Here is a 2,769-nt window from a genome sequence, read left to right as displayed (position 1 = left end):
CTCTACTAGCCGATATAAACCGTCAGAGAAATCGGTGCAGATTAGGCAATGCTGAAACATATGCAGGGAGGATGGCTTTTTCTTAGAGTTTCTTTGAGACTAGAACACTTTACAATTACTGTGGATAGTTTTGCATTAATTTATACAAATTTATCAACTAATGATCCTGACTTGCCTAGACTGAATTGGGTTATTGCCAATCCTATTTCCTTTAAGCAAGCCTGCGGTTATAATACTTAGCCTGATAATAATAGTTAACAATAAGTTGAATCAATCAATTTTAATTTTAATTAAATCTTAATATAATTCGAGTTTACGCCCCAGCATCCCCAGCTCCTTTCCTACCTAAGGAATTGAGCAAGAGAAGGAGGTCGCGACTCAATTAAGGCGAATAACAATCAGACTAGGGCTTTAGCTATAATCCCCACTCGTGTTTTAGGACTTCTTTGTACATTGTTTCACGCATCATCATTTGCTCATAGAGTTTGATTAGGAATTCCTGAGCTTGCTCACGGCTCATTTTCTGGACCTGAGTTTCAAAGGACCGCAGGTTAAATTTTTGTTCCAGGGAAAGTTCTACTGGTTTAGACATAGTTGAGCTCCTTAAAAACTAATCATGGGTTTTGGCTGGCTACAGCAGCCCTAGTTTTGATCAGGCTAGGTATCGGTAAATGTATCAACCGTTAACCTATCTGACCTTTCATGAAGAATCGTAACAATTATTTGACAAAATGACCAGGTTTTGGTCCATTATGACGTTAGATATGACCTAGACTATTTCTAGCAAGTTCCCTGGCTAGGATTGATGCTGTCTAATTCGGTATAGCAGAAGTCAGAAGTCAGAAGTCAGAAGTCAGCTAGACTCACGTTTCGGAGTTTATGAATGATAGTGCTATATAATTACTTCTTATACTCGATAAAACACAATAGGTGCGCGCCTCGTGGCGAGTAAATCGCCCTTGGGTCGCACCTGTAGAATAGGCATCTTGCCGTGGAATCGGCATCAGGCGTGGAACTGGCATCAGGCGTAGAACTGGCATCAGGCGTAGAACTGGCATCAGGCGTAGAACTGGCATCAGGCGTAGAACTGGCATCTTGCCAGTTTCAATTTATTTTCGGGCGGGCAGGATGCCCACTCTACTGATATTCATTCAAAGACTGACGCAACGCCGATAAGACAACCAGCACCCTACCGGTATAGTATTTAATTGACTATATTGTAATGAATACAGTTGAGTCAGTGGCTTCGTCGATGGGATTGGCCTTTGAGCCACGCTACGCTCAGGAAGCGAACGCATCCCCGAGATACAACCAGCACCCTAACGGAATAGTAGTTAATTAACTATAGTTGAGATCCCATTAGCTACTTGACCTAGACCCTAGACAGCTAACGATTCATCCTTAGTTACTTACCTGGTCAATGCTAGTTAATCCGGAATTCCCTAGCTGGCAAGAAACAAGCAATCCCTACAATACCGCTACAATAGGGATATGCCCAAATCTACTTCTTCTGACAACTCTCCCCCGGTCCCTGAGGATGACCCAATGGCAGCATCCCCGCTACTGATCCTAATTGATGGTCATTCTCTGGCTTTTCGCTCCTATTTTGCTTTTGCCAAAAGTCGTCAGGGTGGATTACGCACCAAAACGGGAATTCCGACCAGTGTCTGTTTTGGCTTCATTAAATCCTTGCTAGAGGTAATGGAGTCAGAAAACCCGAATGCGATCGCAATTGCTTTCGATACCAAAGAAGCCACCTTTCGCCAACAAGCCGATGCTAGTTATAAAGCCAATCGCACCGAAACACCAGAAGATTTCCTCCCAGATGTAAAGAATCTCCAGCAGTTACTACAAGGGTTAAGAATCCCAGTAATAACCTCTCCTGGTTATGAAGCTGATGATATATTGGCAACCTTAGCTCACCAAGCTATTGATCAAGGCTATCGGGTCAAAGTTGTCTCTGGCGATCGCGATTTATTTCAACTCGTTGCTCCAGATAAAGGGATTACCGTTTTATATCTCAGTGGTGCCTTTGCTAGAGGGAGTGCTACAGTTGGCCCAACAGAATATGGCTTAGAGGAAGTAGAAGCAAAATTGGGAGTCTTACCTTCTCAAGTTGTCGATTATAAAGCCCTCTGTGGCGATCCATCCGATAATATTCCTGGAGTGAAGGGCATCGGAGCAAAGACTGCAGTTAAGTTACTCAAAGAATACCAAAACCTGGATAATATTTATGCTTCCCTTGATACTATTAAGGGTGCCGTTAAGAAAAAGCTGGAAGTAGGTAAGTCAGATGCAGAACATGCTCGCTATTTGGTTCAATTGCGATTTGATACTCCTATCGATATTGATTTAGACCAGTGTCAGCTCCAAGGATTTGATCCTAAGGTGCTCAAACCGCTATTGGAGAAGTTAGAGTTAAAGTCATTTATCAGTCAAATAGATAAACTTCAGCAGAGTTTTGGTGGCGTAGTGCTAGAGGATATCCAAACTGATGCCCCAAATAATACTGATAGTGATACTGATAGCGATACTGATAGCGATACTGATAGCAATACTGATACTCAAGAAGATCAGGGTATTTCCTTTTTCAGTGCAGCGGAAACGGAAGAGTTTCAAGAGCAAGGGTCTAATACTGGTTCGATTCAACCACAAATTATCGATACTGTAGACAAGCTGACTCAATTAGTTGAACAGCTGAAATACTATACCGATGCTGGAAATCCTGTAGCTTGGGATACAGAAACTAGTGATTTGGAACCACGGGAA

3 protein-coding genes are annotated in these 2,769 nt (G+C 42.5%); 1 reads left to right on the top strand and 2 read right to left on the bottom strand.

What is annotated here, in order from left to right:
• Positions 1–415: 415 nt before the first annotated feature.
• Together F6J94_RS32655 and F6J94_RS32650 are read right to left on the bottom strand one after the other, a co-directional pair.
• Positions 416–592, bottom strand: a complete 177-nt coding sequence (locus tag F6J94_RS32655; protein WP_293047843.1) for an NblA/ycf18 family protein — start codon at positions 590–592, stop codon at positions 416–418.
• Between the two features lie 271 nt (positions 593–863).
• Entirely contained in the window at positions 864–1,094 is a 231-nt protein-coding gene (locus F6J94_RS32650; protein WP_293047841.1) for a hypothetical protein, read from the bottom strand.
• A gap of 397 nt (positions 1,095–1,491) precedes the next feature.
• Between F6J94_RS32650 and F6J94_RS32645 the strand changes: the two genes are divergently transcribed.
• The coding region (locus tag F6J94_RS32645) for a 5'-3' exonuclease H3TH domain-containing protein (RefSeq protein WP_293047839.1) at positions 1,492–2,769 on the top strand (1,278 nt) is incomplete at its 3' end.

This window comes from Moorena sp. SIO1F2, from assembly GCF_010672755.1.
Classification (GTDB): domain Bacteria; phylum Cyanobacteriota; class Cyanobacteriia; order Cyanobacteriales; family Coleofasciculaceae; genus Moorena.
This window is presented reverse-complemented; position numbering and strand designations above follow the sequence as displayed.